22 protein-coding genes are annotated in these 24769 nt (G+C 42.5%); 1 reads left to right on the top strand and 21 read right to left on the bottom strand.

All coding sequences use genetic code 11. The annotated features are described in order from the left end of the window. Positions 1-36: 36 nt before the first annotated feature. Positions 37-1335, top strand: a complete 1299-nt coding sequence (locus QLG08_RS02135) for a succinylglutamate desuccinylase/aspartoacylase family protein (protein WP_238493186.1) — start codon at positions 37-39, stop codon at positions 1333-1335. A gap of 192 nt (positions 1336-1527) precedes the next feature. Here QLG08_RS02135 and wzzB read toward each other — a convergent pair whose 3' ends face one another. The 21 genes from wzzB to QLG08_RS02030 all read right to left on the bottom strand — a co-directional run bounded on the left by wzzB (position 1528) and on the right by QLG08_RS02030 (position 24766). Then, positions 1528-2532, bottom strand: a complete 1005-nt coding sequence (gene wzzB / locus QLG08_RS02130) for an LPS O-antigen chain length determinant protein WzzB (RefSeq protein ID WP_015699955.1) — start codon at positions 2530-2532, stop codon at positions 1528-1530. A 94-nt stretch (positions 2533-2626) separates the two neighbouring features. Beyond that, on the bottom strand, positions 2627-4036 hold the full coding sequence (gene gndA / locus QLG08_RS02125) for an NADP-dependent phosphogluconate dehydrogenase (protein WP_015699954.1): 1410 nt from the start codon (positions 4034-4036) through the stop codon (positions 2627-2629). A 185-nt stretch (positions 4037-4221) separates the two neighbouring features. Further along, positions 4222-5598, bottom strand: coding sequence for a phosphomannomutase CpsG (gene cpsG, locus QLG08_RS02120; protein ID WP_210452788.1), 1377 nt, complete (start codon positions 5596-5598; stop codon positions 4222-4224). 4 nt (positions 5599-5602) lie between these two features. Then, on the bottom strand, positions 5603-6346 hold the full coding sequence (locus QLG08_RS02115) for a glycosyltransferase family 2 protein (RefSeq protein ID WP_015699952.1): 744 nt from the start codon (positions 6344-6346) through the stop codon (positions 5603-5605). Positions 6347-6348: 2 nt separating this feature from the next. Then, positions 6349-7764 (bottom strand): mannose-1-phosphate guanylyltransferase/mannose-6-phosphate isomerase, encoded by a 1416-nt coding sequence (locus QLG08_RS02110; protein WP_015699951.1) that lies wholly within the window; start codon positions 7762-7764, stop codon positions 6349-6351. Between the two features lie 4 nt (positions 7765-7768). Beyond that, positions 7769-8233 (bottom strand): GDP-mannose mannosyl hydrolase, encoded by a 465-nt coding sequence (locus QLG08_RS02105; protein WP_210452789.1) that lies wholly within the window; start codon positions 8231-8233, stop codon positions 7769-7771. 1 nt (position 8234) lies between these two features. Beyond that, a complete protein-coding gene (locus tag QLG08_RS02100) occupies positions 8235-9200 on the bottom strand; it encodes a GDP-L-fucose synthase (RefSeq protein ID WP_176019153.1) in 966 nt (321 codons plus the stop codon). Continuing rightward, entirely contained in the window at positions 9200-10306 is a 1107-nt protein-coding gene (gene gmd, locus QLG08_RS02095) for a GDP-mannose 4,6-dehydratase (protein WP_176019006.1), read from the bottom strand. The genes QLG08_RS02100 and gmd overlap by 1 nt, the downstream gene beginning before the upstream one ends. After that, positions 10303-11340 (bottom strand): glycosyltransferase family 1 protein, encoded by a 1038-nt coding sequence (locus tag QLG08_RS02090; protein ID WP_064352352.1) that lies wholly within the window; start codon positions 11338-11340, stop codon positions 10303-10305. The genes gmd and QLG08_RS02090 overlap by 4 nt, the downstream gene beginning before the upstream one ends. A gap of 36 nt (positions 11341-11376) precedes the next feature. Next, positions 11377-12561: an EpsG family protein gene (locus QLG08_RS02085; RefSeq protein WP_210452790.1), complete on the bottom strand. Its 1185-nt coding sequence runs from the start codon at positions 12559-12561 to the stop codon at positions 11377-11379. Continuing rightward, positions 12558-13466 (bottom strand): glycosyltransferase family 2 protein, encoded by a 909-nt coding sequence (locus tag QLG08_RS02080; protein ID WP_210452791.1) that lies wholly within the window; start codon positions 13464-13466, stop codon positions 12558-12560. The genes QLG08_RS02085 and QLG08_RS02080 overlap by 4 nt, the downstream gene beginning before the upstream one ends. Continuing rightward, the gene (locus tag QLG08_RS02075) at positions 13453-14694 is read right to left on the bottom strand and encodes a flippase (RefSeq protein WP_210452792.1); all 1242 of its coding nucleotides are present in this window, start codon (positions 14692-14694) and stop codon (positions 13453-13455) included. The genes QLG08_RS02080 and QLG08_RS02075 overlap by 14 nt, the downstream gene beginning before the upstream one ends. Before the next feature lie 4 nt (positions 14695-14698). Continuing rightward, positions 14699-15262: a dTDP-4-dehydrorhamnose 3,5-epimerase gene (gene rfbC, locus QLG08_RS02070; protein ID WP_064352349.1), complete on the bottom strand. Its 564-nt coding sequence runs from the start codon at positions 15260-15262 to the stop codon at positions 14699-14701. 76 nt (positions 15263-15338) lie between these two features. After that, a complete protein-coding gene (gene rfbA, locus QLG08_RS02065) occupies positions 15339-16214 on the bottom strand; it encodes a glucose-1-phosphate thymidylyltransferase RfbA (RefSeq protein WP_015699945.1) in 876 nt (291 codons plus the stop codon). Between the two features lie 55 nt (positions 16215-16269). After that, positions 16270-17166: a dTDP-4-dehydrorhamnose reductase gene (rfbD, locus tag QLG08_RS02060; protein WP_015699944.1), complete on the bottom strand. Its 897-nt coding sequence runs from the start codon at positions 17164-17166 to the stop codon at positions 16270-16272. Continuing rightward, complete coding sequence (rfbB, locus tag QLG08_RS02055) at positions 17166-18251, bottom strand: dTDP-glucose 4,6-dehydratase (RefSeq protein WP_041455858.1); 1086 nt, start codon at positions 18249-18251, stop codon at positions 17166-17168. The genes rfbD and rfbB overlap by 1 nt, the downstream gene beginning before the upstream one ends. 156 nt (positions 18252-18407) lie before the next feature. After that, positions 18408-19484, bottom strand: a complete 1077-nt coding sequence (gene wecA / locus QLG08_RS02050; protein WP_210452795.1) for a UDP-N-acetylglucosamine--undecaprenyl-phosphate N-acetylglucosaminephosphotransferase — start codon at positions 19482-19484, stop codon at positions 18408-18410. A 498-nt stretch (positions 19485-19982) separates the two neighbouring features. Beyond that, the gene (galE, locus tag QLG08_RS02045) at positions 19983-20996 is read right to left on the bottom strand and encodes a UDP-glucose 4-epimerase GalE (RefSeq protein WP_022623396.1); all 1014 of its coding nucleotides are present in this window, start codon (positions 20994-20996) and stop codon (positions 19983-19985) included. Positions 20997-21041: 45 nt separating this feature from the next. Then, the gene (galF, locus tag QLG08_RS02040) at positions 21042-21938 is read right to left on the bottom strand and encodes a UTP--glucose-1-phosphate uridylyltransferase GalF (protein ID WP_014594076.1); all 897 of its coding nucleotides are present in this window, start codon (positions 21936-21938) and stop codon (positions 21042-21044) included. Between the two features lie 267 nt (positions 21939-22205). After that, on the bottom strand, positions 22206-23546 hold the full coding sequence (locus QLG08_RS02035; RefSeq protein WP_013026374.1) for a lipopolysaccharide biosynthesis protein: 1341 nt from the start codon (positions 23544-23546) through the stop codon (positions 22206-22208). Next, positions 23543-24766, bottom strand: coding sequence for a glycosyltransferase (locus tag QLG08_RS02030; protein ID WP_072404059.1), 1224 nt, complete (start codon positions 24764-24766; stop codon positions 23543-23545). Before QLG08_RS02030 ends, QLG08_RS02035 begins: the two co-directional genes overlap by 4 nt. Positions 24767-24769: the final 3 nt, after the last annotated feature.

Here is a 24769-nt window from a genome sequence, read left to right as displayed (position 1 = left end):
TGTCGCCCTGAACCGACAAAAGGACATTAACACGGTATGTACCAACAACATCACCCCTTGTTAAGCGCCTCTCTCGGCACCCAGCGTGAAATTATCAGTTTCCATTTTGGCGATGACGCTACGCGACAGGTTTATATCCAGGCTGCCTTACATGGCGATGAAATACCTGGCATGGCGGTTGCGTGGTACCTGAAACAACGTCTGCAAACGCTGGAGTCAGCCGGACGGTTAAAAGCCTCTTTCACCCTGATCCCGGTTTCAAATCCTCTTGCGCTAGGCCAGCACTGGCATGGCACCCATTTGGGACGCTTCCATACGCAGACTGGACAAGACTTTAACCGTAAGTTTCCATCACTCGGCACCACGCTGGCTAACGATCTGGCTGGCGTACTGACGCCAAACGAAACCCAAAACAAGCGACTGATTCGTGATGCAATCGATCGCTACTACCGCGATACCGTACCGAAAACGGAGCTGGAAGCGCAGCGGTTCACGCTCATGCGCATGGCGAGCCAGGCGGATTTAATGATCGATCTACACTGCGACTGGGAAGCCCTGCCGCACCTCTATACCACACCGCACGCATGGCCTGCGGTCGAACCGCTGGCACGCTGGTTAGGTAGTGAAGTTCAGTTGCTGGCACAAGTTTCCGGCGGGGAGCCATTTGATGAAGCCTGTTGTGAGCCCTGGCTGACGCTGGCAGAGCGTTTTGCCGAACAGTTCCCCATGCCGCAGGGTTTATTACCCGTAACCCTTGAACTCCGTGGCGTAAGTGACGTGTCGCCAGAGCAAGCGGAACAGGATGCCGATGCGATTATCAGCGCGCTACAGGAATCGGGCTACATTACAGCCGATGAGGCGGCCGTTTCTGTCGAGGTCGCGGCACCGGTGATTGGCGGCGATGAGCTGGTATCCGTCGCCAGCGGAGGCGAAGATTTAGTCGGCGTTGATGAGAGCGGTACAGGACTCGGTGCTCCAGGTCTTGCTCAGGTTGCCGATGAAAGCAGGATTATTAAGCAGCGTCACACCGAGGGTACATCCGCCTCATCACCTGCGCTGAAAAATCCGCCCACCCCGCTTGCCGGTTGCGAATACGTTCACTCGCCCGTCTCGGGACTGATTCTGCATCGCAAACCGCTGGGTGCGCTTATCAGGCCAGGTGAAGTGGTCGCGGAGATTGTCGATCCGGTAACAGACCATATCACGCCACTGGTGGCGGAGTTCGGTGGGATACTTTATGCCCGGCACTGGGCCAGATTTGCCACGGCAGGGATGCTGGTGTTGAGGCTGGCGGGAGAGAAGTCGGTGCGGAGTGGAGATTTGTTGGTGCAATAAGGTAAAAACTACAATCTTTAATAAAAGTTCAGGATGTGGAGGTGATTTACAACCTACTCACAGATTTTATGAAAGTTCTTTTAATCCTGATGTTATTAAAATAGAAAAAGCTCATTTTACAATGAGCTTTTTCTAACAAGTACAATATCAGCCTGTCATTTTTAGAATTTCTAAATGCATCAATCGCCTTTATTATTTTTTCTTGTAACTGTGAAAAGCATTACGTGTAATAACAAACAATGCCCCAACAATTGCACCGCCTATGATAGCAAGAAATAATATAAGGGCCTTTTTAGGACTGTCTCGCCTAAATGGCAGATCCGCTTGAGAAATGTATCGATAGGATTGGAGGTTTTCAACCTCTACTTTTAGATGCGTCACAGCCAGCAAAGCGCGCTGAGCTTCATAATACTCTTTGCTATAATCAAGAGGTTTAGAATTCTCGTTTGTCACCATAGCATTCAGTGCATCAGTACCCAGTAAATATAAGGTATCATCAGAAAGAAAATCTGCCTGATTAACTTGCAGCTTATCCACGTTAGATTCCTGAGCAACTTTGAGAGCCTGTTTGATTACATCAAGTCGGTGCTCTTTTTGATTAATGGCAACCTGAGTATATGTATCGAGCGTATTTGTCAGCTCCCTGGTTTTCACGCCAAGGTTACGCTTAATATCATCACCATAATCTCTCACAACATCAGCATTAACATTATCAATATATTTTGAAAGTTGTGATTGTGCTTCTTTAGCCGTGCTTCCAACAAATGAGATATTGAGTGAATCATCTCTTCCTTTGATGGGTTCTACGCGTAACGACAAAGGCTCCTCAAGGTTAGCAAGTGCGCCTGACAAGGCATTTAGAGAAGCGCTGAATCGGCCAAACAGTTGATTTTGTAACCCACTTAATGAAGGTTTATCTTGTGGTGTATCTGCATATACAATAGCTAAGGCAGCATTATAGTTAGCAACCTGTCCTGCAGCGGGTAAGGTTACTGTAGCTTGCGATGTCCATTTTTCCTTAACCACACTCACATATACTATTGCTATAATAAGCGCCGTCATCATCCCAATGACAATAAATTTCTTACCTTGCCACAGCTGAAAAACAACATCTATTAAGTCAAGCTCATTGCTTGAAACAGAATTATTTTCATGGGCTGCTGACCCTTTATCTTTGGTGGAGATATTTTCATTCATAAAATTCAACTCGGGATAGACTGTTTCCAATCGCGTTATATGCAAAAAAGCGAACTAAAAAACGAAACCTCCCACAGGGAGGTTTCGTTATAAATCAATCTAACCATTCAGTATGGAAAACGCCATCTTTATCGATGCGCTTATAGGTGTGCGCACCAAAATAATCACGTTGAGCCTGAATCAGATTAGCAGGCAGAAACTCTGAACGATAGCTATCATAGTAGGCAATAGCGGCTGAGAAAGTCGGTGTTGGAATACCATTTTGTACGGCATAAGCAACCACATCACGCAGCGCCTGCTGGTACTGGTCAGCAATATCTTTGAAGTAAGGCGCCAGCAGGAGGTTAGCGATGCCCGCATTCTCTGCATACGCATCCGTAATTTTCTGCAGGAACTGCGCACGGATAATACAGCCAGCACGGAAAATCTTCGCGATTTCACCATACTGCAGATCCCAGCTGTTCTCGTCTGATGCTGCACGTAGCTGTGAGAAGCCCTGTGCATAAGAAACGATTTTACCCAAGTACAGCGCACGACGGACCTTTTCAATGAATTCAGCTTTATCGCCGGTAAAAGCTTTAGCCTGAGGACCGTTCAGAACTTTTGAGGCCGCGACACGCTGAGTCTTCAGTGAAGAAAGATAGCGCGCAAACACAGATTCGGTAATCAGCGACAGCGGCTCACCGAGATCCAGTGAACTCTGGCTGGTCCATTTACCCGTACCTTTGTTGGCTGCTTCATCAAGAATGACATCAACCAGGTAGTGACCTTCTTCATCTTTCTTAGTGAAAATGTCCTTGGTGATATCGATCAGATAACTGCTCAGTTCACCGTTATTCCACTCAGTAAAAGTTTCAGCCAGTTCTTCATTGTTCAGGCCGAGCGCCCCTTTCAGCAGAGCATAGGCTTCGGCAATCAGCTGCATATCGCCGTATTCGATACCGTTATGAACCATCTTAACGTAATGGCCAGCACCGTCCGGACCGATATAAGAGACGCAAGCCTCACCGTCCTCAGCACGTGCAGCAATCTTATCAAGAATAGGCGCAACCAACTCATACGCTTCTTTCTGGCCACCAGGCATGATTGAAGGCCCTTTCAGTGCCCCCTCTTCGCCGCCGGAAACACCGGTACCGATGAAGTTGAATCCCTGATCCGAAAGTTCTTTATTGCGACGGATGGTGTCTTTATAAAAGGTATTACCCCCATCGATCAGGATATCACCCTTATCAAGATGGGGAGTTAAAGAGGCAATCGTCTTATCTGTTGCCTCTCCTGCTTGTACCATCAGAAGGATACGACGCGGCTTTTCCAGTGAATTGACAAACTCTTCAACGGTATAAAAAGGCGCAAGCTTCTTCCCTGGATTCTCAGCAATCACTTCATCAGTCTTCTCACGTGAGCGGTTAAAGACAGAAACGGTGTAGCCGCGGCTCTCAATGTTAAGAGCCAAGTTGCGTCCCATTACTGCCATACCTACAACACCGATTTGTTGCTTCGACATATCTACTCCTGTCTTGATGTGAAATCAGCAGTACATGACTGCTTTCAATGTGTTGACATGTTATCCCATGATAACGAGATGAGGGAAGTAATTGATGGTTTCAGCATATATCTTTGAACCACGAAAACTTAAATTTATAGATGTACTAAACACAACTAAACTAAAAGAAACTTTTGACTTTAGGGCTAATTTGATGGATTTAAAAGGTCCAATACTTCAGAAGTTTTAGATTGCATCAATTGAATATTGCCTCGTGATTCTACATTCAAACGCACCACAGGCTCCGTATTCGATCTTCTCAAATTAAAACGCCATGTTCCAAAATCAAGACTAATACCATCAGTAAAGTCTTTACTTTCTGCAATATCTTTGTAGTGCCCGAGCACACGTTCGATCGATGCGTCTGGATCAGCTAATTTTATATTGATTTCACCAGAAGAAGGATAGGCGGCGATCCTTTCTGAAACCAGTTCGCCTAAAGAGACGTTTTTAAGACTAACCAGTTCAGCGATCAACAACCACGGGATCATTCCACTATCACAATAAGCAAAATCTTTGAAATAGTGATGCGCGCTCATCTCTCCACCATAAATTGCATCTTCTTTGCGCATGCGTTCTTTAATAAATGCATGGCCTGTCTTAGACATGATCGCCTGCCCCCCAACGGAGGTAACAATGTCAATAGTGTTCCATGTCAACCGAGGATCGTAGATTACTTTTTCGCCAGGATTTTTCTTGAGGAAAGCCTCAGCAAGTAATCCAACGATGTAATAACCTTCAATAAATCTTCCTTTTTCATCGAAGAAAAAGCAGCGATCGAAATCGCCATCAAAGGCTATGCCAAAGTCGGCGTTATGCTCTATAACAGCTTTTTGCGTATCTTCACGACATTCAGGCAAGAGTGGATTCGGAATCCCATTTGGGAAATGGCCGTCGGCATTATGGTGAATTTTGATTATTTCGACAGGTACATTATTTTCTACGAATCTTTTTTCGATAGCATCAATGACATGCCCTGCTACACCGTTACCGCTATTGACTACCAACTTCAGGGGTTTTAAGTTCTTGAGATTGATACTACTTATGATATGAGAAACATATTCGTTAAGTGTTGATATTTTTGAATAAGTCCCTTTAGCGCCACTCTCAACAGGACTAAAAATAGCGGACTCAGCAAGGGACTGAATCTCTCTCAAGCCGGTGTCACCACTAACGGGCTTTGCGCCTGCCCGGACAAGCTTCATACCATTATAATTTATAGGATTATGGCTCGCCGTTACTTCAATACCGCCATCGCAGCCTAAGTGAAATGTGGCAAAGTAAATTTCTTCAGTACCAACCATACCCAGATCAAGTACATTAACCCCTGAATCCTGGAGGCCCTGGGCAAGAGCAAGTTTAAGCTCTTCACTTGTAAGTCTTACATCGCCCCCTACAACCACTGTTTTAGGTTGTAAAAACTGGCCGAAAGCGCGGCCTATCTTATAAGCAATATCATTATTAAGTTCGTCGCCAAGTTTCCCACGAATATCGTATTCTTTAAAACAAGTTAATTTTTTCATATTATTACTTGATGAATTGAGGAAGTTTAGAAAGATTTTTACATATCAGAACAACTGGCCAGAACAAGCCATTTTTTTTGATAACATCAATATCTTCTCTGGATTTCTTAATAATGTTGCTGAGTGACCGATTGCTTTCTCCGCCCACCCTCATCGAAATCAGAACTTTTGGGAGATAAAATACTGAGGCTTTGTGAACATATAAATATCGCAACAAGGAGTCATAATCTGCTGAGATTCTGTATGAAATATCAAATGCACCCCACTCATCATATTTTTTCTTTTTCATATAGAAAGTGGGATGCGGGGGCATCCATCCAAATTTGAGTTTTCTAATATCGAAGATACCACTATGCCATTTACGAACTACTTTATGCATGTCCTTTTGAGAAACATAATTAAGGTCAGAATAAACAGCATCAACATTATTATTACTAAAGCTATTTACAATATCCGATACCGCGGAAGGATATGAAAAAACATCATCCGAGTGAAGAAAACCTACAATATCACCTGTCGAATGAAGGATGCCTTTATTTAAAGCATCATAAATACCTTTATCCGGTTCGCTAATAATTTTAGCAATCCGTGAACTGTGTTCTTGTGCAACAGTGAGTGTGTTATCCTTAGATCCGCCATCAATAATAATAAACTCGATGTTATCATAATCTTGAGACTCTAATGATAAGATAGTATCTTTGATTGTTTTTTCACTATTATAAGTTGCTGTAATTATAGAAACTTTCATTCTTAATATCCTGTCCCGTCATCACCAATACGGATGACATCGTCTTCAGACAAGTATGTTCCTGTACGGACTTCAATGATCTCAAGAGGAAGAACACCAGGATTTTCGATAGCGTGCGCTTCACCTATAGGTATATATATGGATTCGTTTTCAGTAATTAGATAGCTTTGCTCGCCTTTATATACTCTTGCAGTACCAGATACAACAATCCAGTGTTCAGCACGATGATGATGAATTTGCGTTGCAGTGCGCTGCCCCTGTTTTATAGTCAATTTCTTAACATGAAAACGGGCACCTTCGCTTATAGTATCATGTGAACCCCATGGTCTGAATACCTCACGGTGCTGCAGATGTTCACAACGGTCATCAATTTTTAACTGTTGAACAATATCTTTAACGCCCTGGACTTTATCTTTATGTGCAATTAACACTGCATCTTTAGTTTCGACAACGACTAAATTATCAATTCCAACAGTAGCAACAAGCTTATTTTGAGAATATATATAACTATTGGATGTATCTGAAGTAACGACATCACCTCTGATAGCATTGTCATTTTTATCTTTAGTGTTTATTTCCCATAAAGCAGACCATGAACCTACATCACTCCATGCAGCATTCATTGGAACCAGGACAGCGTCCTGGGTTTTTTCCATTACAGCGTAGTCAACCGATTCATCTGGGCAATTTTTGAATGCGGCGTCATCTAAACGTATAAAATCAAGATCGGTATGTTGACCAAGTAAGGCTTTTTCACAATGTTCTAAAATTTCTTTATGAAACTTTCTTATTTCTTTTAAGAACACAGAGGCGCGAAATAAAAACATTCCGCTATTCCAATAATACTTTCCAGATGACAAGTACTCTTGAGCAGTTTCAAGATTTGGTTTTTCTACGAAAGAATCTACCTTAAAAGAGTAATCATTTACATTAGCGCCTTGCTTGATATAACCATATCCCGTTTCAGGGCGGTCAGGTACAATACCAAATGTCACCAGCTTACCAGACTCAGCAAGAGGAATAGCATTTTCAACTGCGGTTAAAAATGCTTGCTCATCCTTAATTACGTGATCTGCAGCCAGTACTAACATAACAGGATCGTCTAAGTTCTTAACTGCCTGTAATGCAGCTAATGTTATTGCAGGTGCTGTATTTCGTCCCACAGGCTCCAGGAAAATCCCTCCATGTTTTATATTATGTTGCCTGAGTTGCTCAGCGACAATAAACCTGTGCGATTCGTTACATATCAAATAAGGTGAAAGATGAGGCAAAGATTCAACACGCTTAATCGTTTCCTGCAGCATGGTTGCATCAGAGGTAAGTGCAAGAAATTGCTTAGGATATAATGTTCTCGATAATGGCCATAAACGACTACCCGAACCTCCAGCCATAATAACAGGTAACAATTTTACTGACATAAGATCAATGCCTTTCTTGAAAATAGTTTTTAGTATAGGTGTGAACGGAATCAGAAACTAAAAGTTCTTCTTTGCTGAACCATTTAAATTTCGCATGCTGTATGTCAGGCATACTTTCTGAATCAGATACATTAAATATAGCGTAAGCGAGAACAATATAATGCGTTGTAACATCATCACTGACGAATGAATCGTCATAATGATGTTCATAAACACCTTTAAAGGTAGCAAGATCAATATCTAAGTTAAGATTTAACTCATCATGCGCGATCCGTTTAAAGGCATTAGGGATTGTCTCAGATTTAAATATCCTGCCACCCGGTACAAACCAATAGTTTTGTGCAGGTTTATTATTTCTATATCCTAGTAAAAACTCACCTTTAGAATTTTGAACAATAAGATCAATAGAAACTAAGGGCGCATTAGCGATAACAGACTCAAATAAATCTTTGCTTAGTCGGTGTACCATTTCACTTCCTAAAAGAGTTTTGATTCTCTAAAAACCAATTATATGTTTTTGTAAGTCCAACATTAAGATCGGTAGAGTAGGACCATCCCATATCTTTTAGGCGCTGTACATCGAGTAATTTCCTGGGCGTTCCGTCAGGCTTTGAACTGTCAAATTTTATTTCGCCCTTGTAACCAACTACTTCAGCAACTGTTTGCGCCAACTCTCTTATAGAGCAATCAATACCTGTTCCTACGTTTATATGTGAAAGCATAGGTGCAGTATTGTTTGCGTAAGTAGCATTATTAAGCTCCATTACAAAAACAGAAGCTTCCGCCATATCATCCACATACAAAAATTCTCGCATAGGGTTACCGCTTCCCCATACAATTACTTCTGAATCGTCATTAAGCATGGCCTCATGGAAGCGACGCATCAGAGCAGGAACGACATGTGAATTTTCAGGATGAAAATTATCATTTTCACCGTACAAATTAGTTGGCATTACGCTTCGATAGTCTCGCCCAAATTGCCTGTTGTAAGATTCACACAATTTAATGCCTGCTATCTTAGCAATAGCATAGGGCTCGTTAGTTTGTTCAAGCTCGCCAGTAAGAAGAGCAGATTCTTTAATTGGTTGTTCGGCAAATTTTGGATAGATGCAGCTTGAACCTAAAAAAAGCAATTTAGGTATATTGGCAAGATGCGCTGCATGGATGACATTGCATTCAATCAGCATGTTCTCATAAATAAATTCAGCTGGAAAATGATTATTAGCATGAATTCCACCAACTTTTGCTGCAGCGAGATAAACCTCATCAATATCAGAAGACTGGAAAAATTCTTCTACATCTTTTTTTGAAAGTAAATTTAACTCTTCTTTTGTTTTTGTAATAATTTCAATATCTGTTCGCTTGGATAGTTGGCGTAGAATTGCGGACCCTACCATCCCGCGATGACCTGCAATAAATACTTTTTTGATCATAATTAACTTTCCACAGAAATTGAAACGTTAAAGCCATGACTTTTTAATAATGCATGTTGTTTAGCATTATCTAAATCGTGTCCTACCATTTCTGCACACATTTCTTCTACAGTAATTAAAGGTTCCCAGCCAAGTAGCTCCTTCGCTTTCGATGGATCACCGAGAAGCGTTTCTACTTCCGCAGGACGGAAATAACGAGGATTAACTTTAACAATAACATCGCCGACTTTTACTTCAGGCGCATTATCACCTGAAACAGAGGTTACCGTAGCAATTTCATCAACACCATTACCCGTGAACGCCAGCTCAATGCCAAGCTCACGCGCTGACATTCTTACAAATTCACGGACTGAAATTTGTTTACCTGTTGCGATAACGAAATCGTCAGCCTGGTTTTGCTGCAGCATCATCCATTGCATGCGTACATAATCTTTTGCATGACCCCAATCACGTAATGAATCCATATTTCCTAACTCTAACTGCTTCTCCAGCCCCTGCGCGATATTAGCCAGTGTTCGAGTAATTTTACGGGTAACGAATGTTTCACCACGACGTGGAGATTCATGATTAAAAAGAATACCATTACAGGCGTACATACCATAGGATTCACGATAATTAACGGTGATCCAGTAAGCATACATTTTAGCAACGGCGTAAGGCGATCTAGGGTGGAAAGGAGTGGTTTCCTTCTGCGGAATTTCTCTTACCTGACCATATAATTCCGAAGTAGAAGCCTGGTAAAATCTGGTTTTTTTCTCAAGGCCACAAATACGAATCGCTTCAAGCAAACGAAGTGTACCAATCGCATCTACATCTGCAGTATATTCAGGTGATTCGAATGAAACTGCGACATGGGACATTGCGCCAAGATTATAAACTTCATCAGGACTGATATCTTTCATTAATCTTATTAAATTTGAAGAATCAGTTAAATCACCATAGTGAAGGTACATATTACGATTTTTACTCAAAGCATTATCAATTCGTTCAGTATTAAACGATGATGTGCGTCGAATGATTCCATGGACTTCATATCCTTTTTCCAGCAAAAAATCTGCCAGATAAGATCCGTCCTGACCCGTTACGCCTGTAATTAATGCTTTTTTCATTTTATATCTCTTATTTCATCATAAAAATTTAATGTTTCCTGAGCCATTTTTGTCCAGGAAAATTTAGTAGAATTAACTAATCCCGCTGAGATTAATTTCTCTCTTATAACGTTATCACCGAGTTTTAGCAACGCATGGCTGATATCGTCTTCGGTGATTTTATCTAATAGAATTGCTGAGCCAGTAGCGATTTCTTTTACAGAAGAAGAGTTCGACGCTATAACAGGACACCCAGAACGCATTGCCTCTATGACAGGGATTCCAAAACCTTCATATAAGGATGGATAAATAAGGCAATAGGCATTTGAGTAAAGTAAGTTGAGCTCTTCCTCACTAACAAATCCGGCATGATTAAAGCGACCTGGAATATATTCATTTAACAATGTTATCTCTTCAGCATTAAACTTACCGCCACCCACGACTACAAGTTTAATATCTTCATGCTTTTGAAGTGCTTTTACACAAGAAGTGAAATTTTTATAACCATTTCTTGCTCCTACAAAAACCACATATTTATCGTTGCTGGAGGTTTTCTCTAAAGGAGTAAAATCGCTAACGCCATTGTATATGACTTTTGTAGGAATATCTTGCGCTTCAGGGATGTATTTAAGCATATCTTTTCGCGTTGATTCGGAAATACAAATAATCCCATCACTATTGAGTATTGCACGTTTTTTTTGCCAATGATGAACTATTGTTTTGAGTCCCTTAGGGAAAACTTCATATGTGAAGTCATGCACCGTCGTGATTATTTTTACATTTTTTTTGTTTGCGGGGAGTCGATAATAACTAGAATGGAAAATATCATTTTTTGTTTCAGGTGAAATGCCCACGTCAATATACCTTTCAATGCTGAGACTCATCCGCGGAGTTCGATTTACATTGAAGTCGCTGGCATAGGGATTATTATTGGGATAAATAATTAGTTCGCTTTCAATTTTATTTTTTTTCAAATATTTCAAATACTCATCAAAATATACAGATATTCCACCTGAGTTTTGTAAAGAATAGATAATTCCATCAATAAAAATCATTACGTTGCCTTAATCAGTTATTCCACATGTTAACCATTATATTGAACACAGGAATTCAAGCCCCATCTCATGTAGTACTGCGCATTTTTTTTGCGCTTTAATGTAAAGCCCTTCATCATTAAGGTAATTAGCTGCCTGAAAGATAGTTTCCTGATTCATTATTCCATATCGTGAATGCTCATAAAGCATGGGGCGCGCAGCTTGCGCAATCAGAAAAAGATAAATCATTAACTTTGTAACAGGAAAAGACGCTGTGCTTTTAATTTTATCGAAATAAACAGAGTCTGAAATTTTCGTATTAAGCATTATTATAACAAATGGCAGCCCATACCATCCTATTCTTGTCATAACAGGCATCATTTTGCCAATAATTATAGCAAAACTTATATAAAGTATAATACCTGGTAAAACTAAATTTAGGCGCTGATTAGTAAGCCATTCATCTTTGCGTTTTATTTGCTTATAGCATAAAAAGAGTAATACTATTAGTATGAAATCAAATAGGGTACCTACACCAGCTGAAAGTTGTGGGCGATAAGCTTCAGAGGTGAGATAAAAGTTTAATTTTTCATACACAAGTGAACCAGGTTGTAACAATGAAAAAACGACATTTAAAATTATAAAAGGAATAAATAGAAATGCTAATGAAAATAGCAGTGTCGATAAAGAACTCAATCTCGAAAGTCTTGGCGAAATTATTGGGAAAATAAAAAGCAAACATACAATGGCTGTTGTGTGTACGGTGCTGGCTAACAAAATCAATAGTACATAACTTATTATTTTCCTTCTAAAAAGGAAAGGTATTGCTAATAATAACAATGAAATTGCTATCGATTGTCTTACTGCTTCGAGATAAAGCATCCAATACATGAAACTAAGCATTGCAAAATATATAAATGCTTTATTTTCGAATTGTTTTGAAAACTTATCAAGGCAATAGATATTAAATATGGCAATAACTATATTATAGCCTAGAAACCCTAAGCTTCCAAATACATAGACTATAAGATTGAACCCAGGTTCGAATTGTGGAGCGTTGTTATCACAATGATTATTTTGCAAACAATCATAATTTTGAAAATAACCTATCCAGTCATTTCCGGCTGGATAAGAAAAACAAAAAACCAACAAAGTAATAATAAGACAAGTTATTCTTTCGCTTTTTTTATGCCTAAACAATGAAAAAACGAGTGTTATCGCAAAATAAGTAAAATAAATCATCTGCTTACCACAAAAGCTAAGAACATAGTAAAGGCAAATCCTTTCCTGTTCTCAAATAAAACTGCGGGCATAATATATTTAAAAGCAAAAAAAACGTCCGATATCCACGAAGTACAAACCGGATGAAGGGATTCATTTCCTTCGATTTTTTTTGCTGCACTGATCAGGCGCGTTATTTTTTTTCTGTAATTTATTACTTTCTTAATTGTTAAAGGAAGCGTAGTTATTTTTGCCCATAATGTTTTACCTGCCCCACCTACAACGTTATTGCTATGTTGACGGTATAAAATAGTCTGATGATTGTAGAAATAGAGTCCACTCTCTGTGGCAGCGTTCAGCGCCAGCCAGTTATCATGCATTGTAATTCCTTCGGGCATAGGCAAGCATTTTTTAAGCAGTTTTCTATTAACTATTACGGAGCAACCGTACACGCTGCATTTCCAAATCAGCGTATTACAGTTAATATTTTCTGTAGGATTTATAGATCTCGATTTATAAAAACTTTCAGATACAGTATTTAAATTCTCATCAACCAAAGTAAGATCGCTGAACACCATTGCGACATTATCCTGAGGCTTTTCCATCATTGCTGTTAATAAATTATTGAGCCGCTGCTCAGGCCAATAGTCATCCTGATCTGAAAGCAACACATACTCTGCATCCGTAGCCAGTAAAGCTCTGTTGAAATTATTGACTACACCGCCTTGCCTTTCTGTATTAATTAATTTTATTCTAGAATCAGTAGATGCAAAATCTTTTATAATTTTAATCGTGTTATCGGTAGATGCATCGTCACTGATATACAAGGTCCAGTAAGGATAAGTTTGTTTTTGTATAGACAACAGTTGCTCAGCTATAAACCTTTCACCATTATAGGTTGCCATTGCTATGTCAACGTTCTGCATCTAATTTCCTTGAAAGATAAAATAAAGCGAAAAAATCTACTATTACCCTCACACTCCATGCTATGGCAGTCCCTGTCAGCGCATAATTAACAGTTAAATAATAAAGCATTAGCAAATAAGGTACTAATTCTAACATATGAAGACTTGCCGTAATGTGTGCCTTGCCAATAGCTTGTATTTTCGAAAATGGAATTTGTGCCATCGCATTAAATAAAAAACCAATTAAAAGGATCTTTAATATTTTTGCAGGTTCTCCGGCATAATCACTTCCCATCCAGGCAACCAGTATCTTTTCGGCAAATAGAATGCCGATGATAATTATGGGCAAACAACATCCTGCCATTAATAAATAACTCAATTTCTCAAGTTTTTTTCTGTCAGCGTTGCCCGCACTTAGTTTAGGAAAAAGCGCTCTGGAAAGTGCTGTAGGAATGTTTAAGAGACGAGAGACGGCTTCTGAAGGCGCTGTATAATATGCTATTTTGTTTGCGCCGAGCAGATGCGATATCACAAACCGGTCAAAATAGACCATGACAGGTGATATCACATTGCTTATTGTAATCCATCCACCGAACTTTAATAGCCGAAGATAAGTTTCTTTACTTAATTTAAAGTCTCTGAGAATAATTTCACGGCTAAAGTAGAAACTCATTATTAGTGAAATAACCCGACCTACTAGTAACCCTAAAATTGCATAATAAAGACTATTATGCAGCAACACTAAAATCGCAGGTATTGCTGCTATAGAGGAGCTACTTAGTGCGCGCTGGATATTAATTACAGCGAACCTTTCGTGCCCTTCAAGATAAGCTAACCATATCTGATTCAATAAAAAAACGGGTATCGTTAGCGCTAGCACTTTAAATGATGATTGAACGTCACTCACATTTACTGTTGAAACATTCAAAAAGCCCGGGACATAAGAAGTAATAAAGTAAAGTATTACTCCCGCTATACATCCTAATGCTAAAACAGAAACTGATGCTGTTGATATTATTTTAACTTGCTCATCGTCATCATGTCTGTATAAAGATATTTCTCTTATAACCGCACGTGTTAGCCCTGCATCAAATATGCTTGCATAGCCTACTACAGCAAATGCTAACGTAAAAATTCCAAAAAGCTCAGTTCCAAGCGTACGTGCCAAAATACCCAAACTCGGAATAGCTACAATAGTCGGTATTATGAACCCTGACAGATTAAATATGCTATTTTTTATCAAACTCATTGTGTTATACAGATATGAAATTAGTAAAATTTGATTTAAAAGAACTTCCTTTCTCATCTTTTACTGATAACTCAGGCATGACACTATCCATAAGAGGCCAGGTAATATTCAAATCCTTATCATCCCATTTTATACATCTTTCGTTTTCTGGAGAATAATAGTCTGTTGCTTTATAAACAAATTCTACCTCTTCAGTTAACGTATAAAATCCATGGGCAAAACCCTCTGGAATCCATAACTGTTTTTTATTTTCAGCTGAGAGATAAACACCTATCCACTTACCAAAAGAAACTGAGTCCGGTCTGATATCTACTGCAACATCATAAACTTCACCCTTAATACAGCGAACTAATTTACCCTGTGACATGGGTGATTTCTGGAAATGAAGTCCGCGTAAAACATTCTTCTTCGATTTAGAATGATTATCTTGAACGAAGTTTACTTCGTAACCGACTGCTTCCTCAAAAATTTTTTTATTAAAGCTTTCAAAAAAAAACCCGCGATCATCACCAAATACTTTTGGTTCAATAATCATTACATCATTAATATCTGTTCTTAGGATATTCATATTTACAATCTGTATGATAAGTTTCTTAAAGGCTGATTTTTATTTAAGATGATAAAACTAGCTAAATAATCAAGTATTACTGGTTTATCATTCTCATCAGATATTGGCCGTATTGATTTTTTTCAAGTGGTTTTGCAAGTTTTGCAACCTGCTCTCGATCAATGAAACCTTTCCTGTATGCAATTTCCTCAGGGCATGAAATTTTTAATCCCTGACGTTCTTCAATTGTCTGTATAAAATTACTCGCTTCAATCAAACTCTGATGTGTACCCGTATCAAGCCAGGCAAAGCCTCTCCCCATCATTGCTACAGATAAATCCCCTTGCTTGAGATAAAGACGATTAATATCCGTAATTTCTAACTCACCACGAGATGATGGTTTGAGATTTTTTGCCATGTCCACTACCCGATTGTCATAAAAATAGAGACCTGTTACGGCGTAATTGCTTTTCGGATTAGCTGGTTTCTCTTCAAGGCTAATGGCTTTCCCGTCTTTATCAAATTCAGCAACACCGTAACGCTCAGGATCGTTGACGTGATAAGCAAATACCGTCGCCCCGCTTTCTTTTTCTATTGCTGTTTCCATTAATTTTGGCAAGTCATGACCGTAAAAAATATTGTCACCTAAAACTAATGCACAATTATCATTGCCTATAAATTCTTCACCAATAATAAAAGCCTGAGCAAGTCCATCTGGGCTTTGTTGAACCTTATATTCAAGATTCAGTCCCCATTGACTTCCGTCACCTAAAAGTTGCTCAAAACGTGGAGTATCTTGTGGAGTACTGATGATTAGAATGTCACGAATACCCGCCAGCATTAATGTTGACAGCGGATAGTAGATCATGGGTTTATCGTATATAGGCAGCAATTGCTTACTGACGGCCATTGTAACGGGATAGAGGCGTGTTCCAGATCCACCTGCAAGAATAATTCCTTTACGCTTTGCCATTCATTTATCTCTTTAAGCACAATCAGCCTGAAATCAGGCAATCAGTTTGTTATTGTTACGGAATCGCTGCAAAAACTTCACTTAGCATACGCTTAACACCTAACTGCCATTCAGGTAACCTTAATCCAAATACCTCTTGGAAACGGGTATTGTTTAACCGGGAATTATTAGGTCGTCTAGCTGGAGTGGGATAAGCGCTGGTTGCTACAGCATTGAGTTTTTCCAGAGACAGCACAACACCTGTTTTTCGTGCCTCATCAAATATCAATGATGCATATTCATACCAGGACGTTGTACCACTTGCAGTCAGATGATAGATACCTGCGACGTCAGCCTGACTCAATGCCATTCTAAGAGCATGAGCAGTACAATCAGCCAGGAGTTCCGACCCAGTAGGTGCACCAAACTGATCGTCTATTACAGAAAGTTCGTTTCTTTGCATGGCCAACTTCAGCATAGTTTTTGCAAAGTTGTGTCCTTTCGCTGCATAGACCCAACTGGTTCGAAAAATCAGATAGTTAGTTGAATAGGTACTTAATGCCTGCTCACCCGCAAGTTTACTTGCACCATAAGTATTTATTGGGCGGGTAATATCGGATTCAGACCATGCGCTGTCGCCTATTCCTGAAAATACATAATCAGTAGAATAATGAACAACCCAGGCATTAATTTTCTGCGCTTCTTTCGCAATCATTTCAACGCAGTGAGCATTAATCAAATAAGCTTGTTCAGGTTCAGACTCAGCTTTATCTACTGCTGTGTAAGCTGCGGCATTGACGATGATACCAGGTTTGATATGGCGAATTGTTTTTATTAATTCTTCGGGCTTACTTAAATCGCCACAATATTCTTTGGAGTGTCTGTCCAGCGCAATTACATTTCCCAAAGGAGCCAGAGCACGCTGAAGTTCCCAACCTACCTGCCCCGATTTCCCCAACAACAGGATATCCATTACTGACGATCTCCGTAATTCTCTTCAATCCAGCTTTTGTAAGCACCACTTTTAATATTGCTTACCCACTGTGTATTAGCTAAATACCATTTTACTGTTTTACGAATCCCGCTCTCAAATGTCTCTAATGGCTTCCATCCCAGTTCACGCGCTATTTTGCTTGAATCAATCGCATAGCGGCGATCGTGGCCTGGGCGATCTTTTACATAAGTAATTTGTTCACGATAAGAGACTTTTTTAGGATAGATTTCATCCAGTAAATCGCAAATAGTATGCACTACATCGAGATTTTTCTTCTCGTTATGACCACCAATGTTATATGTCTCACCCACTTTGCCCATTTTAACCACGACGACAAGTGCTCTGGCATGATCTTCTACATATAACCAATCGCGGATTTGATCACCTTTGCCATAAACCGGCAACGGCTTACCTTCAACCGCATTAAGAATGACTAACGGAATAAGTTTTTCTGGAAAATGATATGGGCCATAATTATTCGAACAATTCGTTATGATTACCGGTAGCCCATACGTACGTGACCAGGCTCTGACCAGATGATCACTCGATGCTTTTGACGCAGAATAGGGACTGCTCGGCTCATAGGCCGTATCTTCAGTGAAAAGTGGCAATTCAGACCCAAACTCAACCTCGTCAGGATGTGGCAAATCACCATAAACCTCATCCGTTGAGATATGATGAAATCTAAATTTTTCTTTTTTAACACTATCAAGTTGAAGCCAGTATTGTCTGGTTGCCTCAAGTAGAGTGTATGTACCTACAATATTCGTTTCAATGAACGCCGCCGGACCTGTAATTGAACGGTCTACATGACTTTCAGCTGCCAGATGCATGATAGCATCAGGTTGGTGACGCTGAAGAATACTCGCCATCTCACTTGCATTGCATATATCCGCTTTTTCAAAAGCGTAGCGTTCATGGCTATCGATTTCTTTTAGAGATTCAAGATTGCCTGCATACGTCAGTTTATCAACATTAACCACAGTATCTTGAGTATTTTCGATAATATGCCTTACTACAGCAGATCCAATAAATCCCGCACCACCGGTAACTAAAATTTTCACGTTCGCTATCCAGAATATTGTTTTAGTACTACATTCTGAAAAGATTTTTAAACATCTAACATCTAATTCAAAATGCCGTTAAATTTTCACATGAAGATAAACTTCAAGCCACAAAAAAATTCGTTATCATATTTGAAAACATTCATAAAACACGCATCAATATTTGTCTGCAAATACATTGTTATCATTCTGATTTGTCAGATTAATTTGATTAACCCTATGGAAACGCGCTGACTTATAAATGATAGCGTTGAATGTAAAAAAGATGCCAATGAAAAAGATCAGTTGCAAACAGTCACTGAGGCCAAAAGCATCAAAGCCAATTCCTGTTGCTGCAAGCATCGCCGCACATGCAACCATAACAACGAGTGTGCCGCGCCCGGTTAAACCACCTCGCATAAGGAGATGATGTAGATGCTCACGATCGGGTTTAAATGGGCTTGAACCACGACGAATGCGTGCTGTCATCACCCGCACCATGTCCATTAGAGGTACGGCAATAAGCCACAGTGCGGTAACGGGTCGCATCACCGGGTCCGCTCCCTGAGTGGCCAATATCAGTAGCCAAATCACTGTGAAACCGATTAGCGTGCTTCCTGCATCGCCCATGAAGACTTTAAACTTTTTACCCCATGGAATACCGAGATTTAACAATATATAAGGCAGACAAGCGGCCATGAGGCAGGTACACCACAGCGCCAGGTGCTGGTTACCACCGAGTCCAAACACAATGCCTAATCCGCCAAAGGTCACACATGACAATGCACCCAATAGCCCATCGATTCCGTCCACCATGTTAAACGCGTTAATCGCACCTATAACAGCGAATAGTGTGACAGCATAACCAAAGATCCCTAAAACTAACTGAAAACCAAAGAGAACATTACCTAGCGAGTAGAGGTAGTATCCATTCCACATCATGATGCAAGCCATCAGTGCCTGAATCATTATGCGTGGCATCACGGGCAGGTCGAAACGGTCATCAAGTACGCCTACGGCTAAAAGCACAGTAGCGCAGAACATATAAATGGTGAAGTCGGGTAACCAACCCGGCTGCATAATGTACAGTATCCATAATGATAAGTAGACCGAAACGCCACCAACCAGTGGAATGTGTCCTTTATGCTGTTTTCTGTCGTTAGGCTTATCAACCAGCCCGACTTTGCGAGCTACTTTGCGCGCAATGAAGAGCAACGCAAATGCACTTAGAAAAACGCAAACGATCTCTTGCATGTATGCACCACTGGTGAGTTGTCATATTTAACCACGCTACCGCCCCTGGCTATCGCAACCACCTGCGTGAACGTAGTTTAAGCCATCGTTAAGCATAGACTGCATTACTCAATGGCGTTGTTTTGCCGGGTTATTATTTTGAAAACCCAGCGCTATCGATAAAACTTTACGATTCTCGTACTATCCAAGCCGTGAAACAAGTTTTAAAAAGCGAGTTTTTGACAAATTTGTAATTTCAACCTTGTGATTGGCACAAAATTAAACAGTTTACACACTTATTTTAATATTTTTTTCTCAAAAACACCAAGTCCCGTCTCTTTACCCTATTAAGTATTGTATAAATAACAGACAGCGCTTCGCAGTTTTGGGGCTATCGGGTCCAATCGAGTCAGTCATGACTGTGTTATATGACAATGATAATTAACAAAAAAACCCCATTTGTTCAATTAACTATTAAGCTATTGAACAATATGGGGTTAGTGCTTTTATTACAGTACTCTACCGAAACCCTTCCGGATTCTTCGACTGCCAGTTCCACGTATCGCGCATCATCGCATCGATACCACGCGAAACCCGCCAGTCCAGTTCCTGGTTGGCCAGCGACGCATCCGCCCAGAATGCCGGAAGATCACCATCACGACGCGGCTTGATTTCAAACGGAATGGGCTTGCCTGAGGCTTGCTCAAACGCCTTGATCATTTCCAGCACAGAGAAGCCTTTCCCACCACCCAGGTTATAGGCTTTATAGCCTTCAATTTTATCGAGGTGGTCCAGCGCTTTCAAGTGGCCTTCAGCAAGGTCAACGACATGGATGTAGTCACGCAGACAGGTGCCGTCTGGCGTATCGTAGTCACCACCAAACACGCCGAGTTTATCCAGACGACCTATAGCGACCTGGGCAATGTAAGGCAGCAGATTGTTAGGGATACCGGTTGGGTCTTCGCCAATCTCGCCCGACTCATGCGCACCGACCGGGTTAAAATAACGCAGCGCAATGGTTTTGAACTTCGGCTCAGCTTTGGCGAAATCCCGAATGATAAATTCGACCATTAGCTTAGAGGTGCCATATGGGCTGGTTGTGCCGCCAATCGGTGTGGTTTCCACGTAAGGCACCGGGGCATTGGCACCATAAACGGTAGCGGAAGAACTAAAAATGAAGTTCCAGACGCCCGCGTTGCGCATCTCTTCAAGCAGTACGACCGTACCGGATACGTTATTTTCGTAGTATTCCAGAGGCATACGCGTGGATTCACCCACCGCTTTAAGAGCGGCGAAGTGAATCACGGCAGAAATGCTGTGGGAGGCAAACAGGTCACGCAGGCAGGCGCGGTCAAGAACGTCGCCTTCGATAAACGTTGCTTTCTTGCCGGCGAGTTTCTCAACCCGATTGATGGCCTCACGCGAGGCATTGCACAGATTATCCAGTACCACCACATCATCACCGCGCTCAAGCAGTGCCAGCACTGTGTGGGAGCCGATATAACCTGCCCCGCCCGTTACCAAAATAGCCATCTCTTCTCCCTTTCTGCCGCGTTAGCCGCGGCGAATGATAGTTGATTACTTCGCCAGAATTTTCTCGATCGCTTCGCGGAAGTCGCGGCCCTGTGCGTTATTGCGCAGACCGTAGGAGACAAATGCCTGCATGTAACCCATTTTACGTCCGCAGTCGAAACTGTGACCCGTCATGAGTGAGACATCGACCGTTTTTTTCTTACTCAGGCTGGCGATAGCATCCGTTAACTGAATACGGCCCCATGCGCCCGGTTCGGTACGCTCCAGCTCAGCCCAGATATCGGCTGAAAGCACGTAGCGTCCCACCGCTGCCAGGTCTGAGTTTAACTCGGCCGGGTGCTCAGGTTTCTCAACGAAGTCAGTAATCGTGCTGACATCACCTGGGTTTTCCAGCGGCTGCTCAGTCGTGATCACTGAGTATTCAGACAGATCGTAGTCGGTGAGGTGTTTTGCCAGCACCTGGCTGTGACCGGTCTCTTCAAAACGCGCAACCATTGCCGCCAGATTATATCGTAAATGGTCAGCGGTGGAATCGTCCAACAGCACGTCAGGCAGGACAACCACAAAAGGATTGTCGCCGATCATAGGACGCGCGCAGAGAATAGAATGCCCCAGGCCCAGTGGCTGCGCCTGACGCACGTTCATGATGGTCACGCCCGGCGGGCAGATTGACTGGACTTCACTCAGCAGCTGGCGTTTAACGCGTGCTTCCAGCAGGGCTTCGAGTTCATAGGTGGTATCGAAGTGGTTTTCTACCGCATTCTTGGACGCATGGGTGACCAGCACAATCTCTTTGATCCCTGCTGCAACACACTCATCAATGATGTATTGAATCATTGGCTTGTCCACGACAGGCAGCATCTCTTTCGGAATGGCTTTAGTCGCCGGAAGCATATGCATACCGAGACCCGCAACCGGGATTACTGCTTTAAGCTTGGTCATAGTTATTCCATCTAATGAAGTGAAGACATGCGTCAATTATGCCGGATGGACCGGAAAAGGAAGTATAATCTTTATCTGAAAAGCCGACACTAACTCGCTGTGAAATCTTACAAATTCGGGATTTTACCTAGAGTAAACATCCCCATAAACTGAGTTAACACAAACAATAAAGGCCGACCACATGAGCGGCAGAGAAATTGACGTCGCCGTTTTTGGTGCCAACCATAAAAAGAAACGGGCGACCTGAGTCGCCCGTTGTTATTGGCATCACAGCCACTGTTCAAACCATTCTGGCATCACGAAAAGGTCAAAGTGATTTACCAGCAGCATCAGCCCCACAAACAGGACCGATACAGATACCCACTGTCGGGCATAAGGGATGAAGCGAATACCAATAACCGGCTTGATAAAGAACGGATGCGCCAGCGCGGAAATCAGCACCTGTGAGATCGACAACGTCAGCGCGACGTAGAGCACGTTTGGCCAGATAAAGGTGGTCGCAAGCACGGCCATGACGACCAGGCTGGCCACGATGTTCCAGTAGAACTCCACGTTGGTTCGGCCATTCGCCTGTGAAATGGCGCCGGTCAGTCCACCCATCGGACGCAGCATGCCAAACAGCAGCATCAGCGGGATAAGATGATAAACCTGCTCGTGAGACGCACCATACAGAATGCGTACGATGACCGGAGACAAGATACCGATAGCAAGGTACATGGCACTGCTGAAGAGCATAATCACCAGCGTGCCCTTCAGGAACAGCTTCTTCAACTGCTCGGGATCCTGCTGTTTTTCCGCGAAGCGCGGTAGCGCCAGACGGTTAATCACCGGCGAAACCAACTTCAGGGGCTGTAGCACCAGCTCTTTCGCCAGAGAATAGACGCCGAGCATTTCTGCCCCCATCACTTTACCTACCACCAGCGCATCGGCCTGAGTACGAAGCTGGTTAATGGTCTGCGAACCCAGTTGATAGATACCGTAACGAATCGCACTAAAAAAAGTCTGTTTATCGAACTCCCATGTGGGACGCCATGACTTCTCACCCAGCGCGATCATGCACAGGATGCGGGTAAAGGCGTTAATAAACAGCCCCAGAATCGCGGCGGCCACCGTCAGCGAGGTAAACTCCAGCATCGCCACCACGCACAGGAAGGCAAACAGTTTGGTGCCCATTTCGATCTTCGCCAGCGACACCATGCGTTTGGTTTTAATGTAGTGGGCCTGATATTGCGAAAGATGTCCCAGCACCAGAAAGTTCAGGCTGGTCAGCATAATCAACCCTACCAGTTCCGGCAGATGATAGAACCAGGCAACAGGCCAGGCAATCAGCAGCATGACAACGCCGGTACATAAGCTGAGCGAGACGTTGACCCAATAGATGGTGCTCTGTTCGCGTCGGGTAATATTCTGGCGATGGACCAGATAACTGCTCATGCCCATGTCCTGCAGCACGCCCGCCACCGCTAAAATAGCGTTGATGATCGCCAACAGCCCCAGCTCATGGGTTTCGAGTTTACGGGCGAGAATACTCAGTTGAGCAACCTGTAATACCGCAGAGAAACAGGTACTGCCAAACAACCAAATCGCCTGTGACTTTATTCCACTCAAACCATTTGCTCCAGAATCTGTGCCAGCTCGCGATACGCGATGTGCTGATTAAACTCGGTTTCAACTTTATGTCTGGCTGCGGCAACAACCGGTGCCACGTCCACCGCGCCTTCTGACAATTTCAGCAGCGTCTCGGCCAGCGCCTCGGCGTCATCTTCCTTCACTAACCAGCCAGAAACGTTATTTTCGATCAGTTCCGGAATGCCGCTGTGGAAGGTGGAGACCACCGGCAGCCCTACCGCCATCGCCTCCATCAGCGCAACCGGAATGCCTTCCATGTCGCCATCTGCAGCCGTTTTAGAGGGCAGCAGAAAGATATCGGCTTCATTGAGGGCCTGACGGATCTCTTCCTGAGGTTTGAAACCCGGCATCGTCACGCAGTCGTCCATCTCTTCGCGCGCAATAAAGTCACGCATCATCTGATCCTGATCGCCATTGCCAATGATGGTGTACTGGAACTGGCCACCGCGCTGTTTCAGAATGGCGCTGGCTTTCACCGCCACATCCAGTCCTTTCTTTTCGGTCAGACGGGCAACGGAAACAATGCGCAACGGCGTATGGAAGGCATTACGCGGCTGGAAATTGAATTTTTCAGGTTCAATTCCCATGCGGGTAACGTGAATTTTTTCAGGCGGGCAGCCCATTTCAATCAGCTTGTTCTGCCAAAGATGGCTGATGGGCAACATCAGCTCACTCTGCTGAAACAGATTACGGTAATCCTGCTTATGCTCGTCGAGGATGTGACGACGAGAGATATCCGCCCCGTGAAACACCGTTGCCTGTTTGCCTTTCAGGATACCCAGTTCACGCAGTTTATTCGCCAGCGCCCCGGCATAGCCGAAATGCACCAGGAAAACATCCGCGACATAGGTCTGACGCGCATTGGCAACGATCGCCGGCAGCAGCAGCTTACTGGACTGTGCGCCATAGCGGCGCACGTTTAGGGAACGGAGTAACGACACTTTGGTGATTTTGGGCAGAACCAGTTTCAGCCGCTGTCCCAGCTTGTCCGTCAGGGAAATTTTTTCTTCGGGTAACAGGTAATGCGTCTTTGCCGCCAGACCATATTCGTCAAATGCGCCGTGGCGGTTGACCAGGTCTCCCGGAAATACCGAGATAATCTCAACGTCGTAACCGGCATCAATAAAATGAGTGACCTGGTTGAGAACAAAGGTTTCAGAGGCAACCGGGAAACGCATCGTGAAAAAAGTCAGTTTCATCAC

This window comes from Pantoea sp. V106_11 (genome assembly GCF_029967885.1).
Classification (GTDB): domain Bacteria; phylum Pseudomonadota; class Gammaproteobacteria; order Enterobacterales; family Enterobacteriaceae; genus Pantoea; species Pantoea ananatis.
This window is presented reverse-complemented; position numbering and strand designations above follow the sequence as displayed.